3 protein-coding genes are annotated in these 4,570 nt (G+C 61.4%); 2 read left to right on the top strand and 1 reads right to left on the bottom strand.

Annotated features, from left to right (window positions below; genetic code table 11):
- Positions 1-67: 67 nt before the first annotated feature.
- Positions 68-1,027: an alpha/beta hydrolase gene (locus KCG87_RS13665; RefSeq protein ID WP_210557503.1), complete on the top strand. Its 960-nt coding sequence runs from the start codon at positions 68-70 to the stop codon at positions 1,025-1,027.
- Positions 1,028-1,477: 450 nt separating this feature from the next.
- Positions 1,478-1,639 carry a hypothetical protein gene (locus KCG87_RS13660; RefSeq protein WP_210557505.1) on the top strand — a complete coding sequence of 54 codons (162 nt, stop codon included), beginning with the start codon at positions 1,478-1,480 and terminating at the stop codon, positions 1,637-1,639.
- 424 nt (positions 1,640-2,063) lie between these two features.
- Here KCG87_RS13660 and KCG87_RS13655 read toward each other — a convergent pair whose 3' ends face one another.
- Positions 2,064-4,526, bottom strand: coding sequence for a TonB-dependent siderophore receptor (locus KCG87_RS13655; RefSeq protein ID WP_139055704.1), 2,463 nt, complete (start codon positions 4,524-4,526; stop codon positions 2,064-2,066).
- Between the last annotated feature and the right edge of the window lie 44 nt (positions 4,527-4,570).

Genomic DNA, 4,570 nt, shown 5'->3' with positions numbered 1-4,570 from the left:
AACCTGCTGTGAAACCCAAGCAAAACCGATCGGGCGCTGATGGCGCCCGATCGCTTTGGAGATTTGAATGTCATTGAATCCTGATATCGCCGCATTTCTGCAATTGGTCGGCAACGGCCGGGCCAGTGGCAAACGCGTCGGCATGCATGAGCTGACCCCGAGCGAGGCCCGTGAACAATTCGATCAGTCATCGTTGCTGATGGACGCCGGCGGTGAAGAACTGGCCGTGGTGGATGAGCTGCAATTGCCGGTGCGTGACGGTGCACTGTTGAACGCACGGATCTACAGCAATCATCCGTTGCAGGCGGGCGCCGGACGTCCGGCACTGTTGTATTTCCATGGCGGCGGCTATGTGGTCGGCAGCCTCGACTCGCATGATTCGCTGTGCCGCGCGCTGGCCTTGCTGGCGGATTGTGTGGTGCTGTCGGTGGCGTATCGACTGGCACCGGAACATCGTTTCCCGACAGCGGCCGACGACGCCCGCGATGCCTGGGACTGGCTGGTGGCGAGTGCTGCTGACTTGGGCATCGACACGGCGCGGCTGGCGATTGCCGGTGACAGCGTTGGTGGCAGCCTGGCCACGGTGCTGGCTGCGCAACTGACGGATGCCGCTGTGCAGCCGCGTTTGCAGGTGCTGATTTATCCGGTCACCGATGCCAGTCGCAGCACGCCTTCGATCGAGCGTTTCGCCGAAGGTTATCTGCTGGAGAAGGCTTCGCTGCAGTGGTTCTACGCGCACTATCAGCGTGATGCCAGCGATCGTCTCGATCCGCGTTTCTCGCCGTTGCTCGGCGAAGTTCCGGCCGATGTCGCGCCGGTGCTGATGGTGTTGGCCGAGTGTGATCCGTTGCATGATGAGGGGGTGGCGTATGCCTGGCATTTGCAGGCGGCGGGGGTTGTTGTGGATTTGCAGGTGTACTCGGGCATGACCCATGACTTTATGCGGATGGGGGCGATTGTTGATGAGGCTGAAGAGGCGCTGGGGTTGATTGCTGGGCGCTTGGTAGAGGTGTTTGATTTGGCTTGACGGGGTGGGAGGGTGGGCGGGTGAATATCCGTTGCTGCGGTAACGGCCACCTAGGGTTCCGCCCTTACGGCGGGTCACTTTTGGCAAACGCCCCAAAAGTAACCAAAAGGTCTATGCCCTGACGTTCGGCCCTCGCTTAGGCTCGGGTTCCTTCGCTCCGGTATTCATCCGGGGGCAGCGCCTACGGTTTGCTTCGCTGCACCTCCTCTCGCTGTGTTTGGCTGCGCCAAACGGTCGCTGCGCTCCCACCCCCGGATAAATCCCTGCACTCAGCCTGCCGACGGGCCCTCAGATCAAAAGCGGTACTCGAGCTAACGCTCATTGTGTTGATTGGTGGAAAAGCGAGCGCTCGGCTTTTGCTTTTCTGTAGGAGCCAGCCTGCTGGCGATGGCGGCCTGCGAGCCGACCAGTCTCTAACTGACCACACCCCATCCCCCTGTGGGAGCGAGCTTGCTCGCGAAGGCGGCCTGCCAGTCGACCAAACTCCAACTGAATGCACTCAATCCGACTGTGGGAGCGGGCTTGCTCGCGCAGGCGGCCTGCCAGCCGACCAAACTCCAACTGAAAACACCCAATCCCACGCAGGAGCTGCTGAAGGCTGCGATCTTTTGATCTGCTTTGGCTTTGGCTTTGGCTTTGGCTCTTGATGTGGCTTTTGATCTTTTGCCCCTTCGGCAGGCCGAGCGTAGGTGTCCATCCGGGGGTTAGGCGCGCAGCGCCATGCGGCGTAGCCGCATACATCGAGAGGAGGTGCAGCGAAGCAAACCGGAGGCGATGCCCCCGGATGGACACCGTAGCGAGGGAACACTGAGCCTCAGCGAAGTGCCGTACGCCGGGGGAAGCCTTTTTGGTTACTTTTTCGGCGTTTGGAAAAAGTGACCCGCCGTAAGGGCGGAACCATAGGAGGCCGTTACCGCAGCAACGGATATTCACCCAAAACCCCAAGAGCCTGGTCGGCCCAAAGGCCGCCAAGCCCCAATCAGCCCCCCAAAAAAAACGCCAGCAAATGCCGGCGTTTCAGAGCGCGCTAAACGTATTACCAGTTGTAGGTCACGTCAGCAGTCATGGTCCGGCCTTCGCCGTAGTAGCAATCGAGGGTACCGTTGCACGCGGCAACGTATTTCTCGTCGGTGAGGTTCTGCAGATTGGCTTGCAGCTTCACGCCTTTGACATGCAGCGGCGATTTCTCCAGGTCGTAAGAGACCATGGCGTCATACACGGTATAGGACGGAATCTGGAACGAGTCCGACTCGTAATCCGAACCGTAGCTGCTGCGCACGTAACGGGCGCCCAGACCCATGCCGAAACCGGCGAGGGCGGTGGAAATGTCGAAGTCATAGTTGACCCACGCGGAGGCGGTCAGCGGTGGACGCATGGCCAGAGTGCGACCTTCGCGACCGTCGTTGTCTTTCTCCCACTTGGTCTGGTTACGCGACACCGCCGCCAGCACGCGCAGGTTGCGGGTGACGTTGACCTTGCCTTCCAGCTCGATACCGCGCGAACGCACGGAGCCGCTCTGGGTGCTGAAGCCCGGGTTGTTGAGGTCGGTGGTGAGCATATTGTCCTGGTCGATCTGGTACGCCGACAGCTGGATGAAGCCGTCGATGGCCTTCGGCTCGTACTTGACGCCGACTTCGTACTGCTTGCCGGTGGTCGGTTCGAAGGCGCCGCCGCTCATGTCGGTACCGGTTTGCGGCAGGAACGATTCGGCGTAGCTGACGTACGGCGTGATGCCGTTGTCGAACTCGTAGCCCAGGCCGGCACGCCCGGTGAACTTCTCGTCCTTCTGATTGCTGTGGCCGCCGCTCAGCGGTTGCTTGTTGTCGGTTTCGGCGAAGTCATAACGACCGCCGAGGGTCAGGAACCACTGGTTCCAGCGCAGTTGATCCTGAGCGTACAGGCCGGTCTGGGTGATGGTGTTGTCCCATTTGTACGGCTGACGGAAATTGATCTGGCTGCCATACACCGGGTTGTACAGATCCAGACCTGGAGCGGTGCGGTCGTACAGGCCGAGGAATTTCGAATTGTAGTGGTAGTAGTCCACACCCAGCAGCACGGTGTGCTCGACGTCGGCGGTGTGGAACTTGGCCTGGGCAATGTTATCGATGCCGTAGACCTTGTTGTGCTGCGACCAGTCCACCGCATAACGGCTCTGGTAGCTGCCGTCGTTGAGGCCGGTAACCGGGTTGGTCGGGAACGCATAACCGTGCAGCGGCGCCACGTACTGGTCGTTGATGTCGGCGTAACGCGCGTTCTGCTTCAGGGTCCAGACGTCATTGAGTTCGTGGGCGATCTCGTAACCGACGACGAACTGCTCGCGGTGGTACTTGTTCACGTCCGGCTCGCCGAGGAACAGGCTGCGGCTGATGCGCCCGGCCTGGCTGCGATGTACGGTGCCGTTGGCGGGCAGGCCCTGAGCTTCCGGTACATCGTGGTCTTTCTGGTACTGACCGAACACGGTGATGGTGGTCTGATCGTTGGGCAGCCAGGTCAGGCTTGGCGCCAGCAGCATGCGGTTCTGGCTGGCGTAGTCGATGGCCGAGCCGCTGTCGTTGACCACGCCGGTCAGGCGATAGAGGAATTCGCCTTGATCGTCGATCGGGCCGCCGAGGTCGAAGGCACCGTACTTGCGGTCATAGCTGCCGCCACCGAGCTTCACTTCGTGCAGCGGGGTCGCGGTCGGACGCTTGCTGACCATGTTGACGATACCGCCCGGCTGGTTCTGGCCGTACAGCACCGAGGCCGGACCCTTGAGCACTTCGACGCGCTCCAGGGTGTACGGGTCGATCTGCAGCGAACCGCCGGTGCTGCCGCCGCCGTAAGGCATGTGCAGGCCGTCGAGGTACAGCGGAGTAGGGGAGAAACCACGGGACGTCGGTTCGTCGAAGATCTTCACCCGGTCCGAGAAACCGCCGCCGGTCATGCCCGGCGTGTATTGCAGGGCTTCGGTGACGGTCTTCGAGCCGCGCATCTTGATTTCGTCTTGAGTGACGACGTTGATGGTCTGCGGGATTTCCTTGAGCGACGAATCGGTCTTCGAACCGGTGGCGCTGCGCTTGGCGACGATCCCGTCTACCGGGCCCCAGGCCGATTCGGCGGTGGCGGAAATGCTGGTCGGGGCCAGATCGAGGCTGGCGCCGCCGCTGCTGCGTGAACGCAAGGCGACGTTGTTGCCTTCGACGCTGTAGGCGATGTTGGTGCCTTGCAGCAGTTGCGCGATGGCGGCGGTCGGTTCCAGGTTGCCACTGACGGCGCTGCTGCGCAGGCCGCTGACTTCATCCGGGCTGTAAAGCACTTGGAGGTTGGTCTGGCGACCGAATTCCTGCAAGGCGCTCCCCAGCGACTGTGCAGGAATATTGATCGCCACGGCGGCGGCCTGGGCCTGGCCGATCATCGGCACAGTCAGGGCCATGGCGCAGAACGCGGGCAAGGTGCAACGGAAGGAGCGGCGGATCAGCAGGGCCTTGGCGAGCGGGTGGAGTCCGTGCGGTGCGGGCATTGTTCTTCTACTCTTCAAAGTGTTGACTGAGAACTATTTCTATT

Source organism: Pseudomonas sp. MWU347, from assembly GCF_017947305.1.
GTDB classification, from domain to species: Bacteria; Pseudomonadota; Gammaproteobacteria; order Pseudomonadales; family Pseudomonadaceae; genus Aquipseudomonas; species Aquipseudomonas putida_A.
The sequence above is the reverse complement of the archived record's forward strand: the minus strand, read 5'-3'. Positions and strand labels throughout refer to the sequence as shown.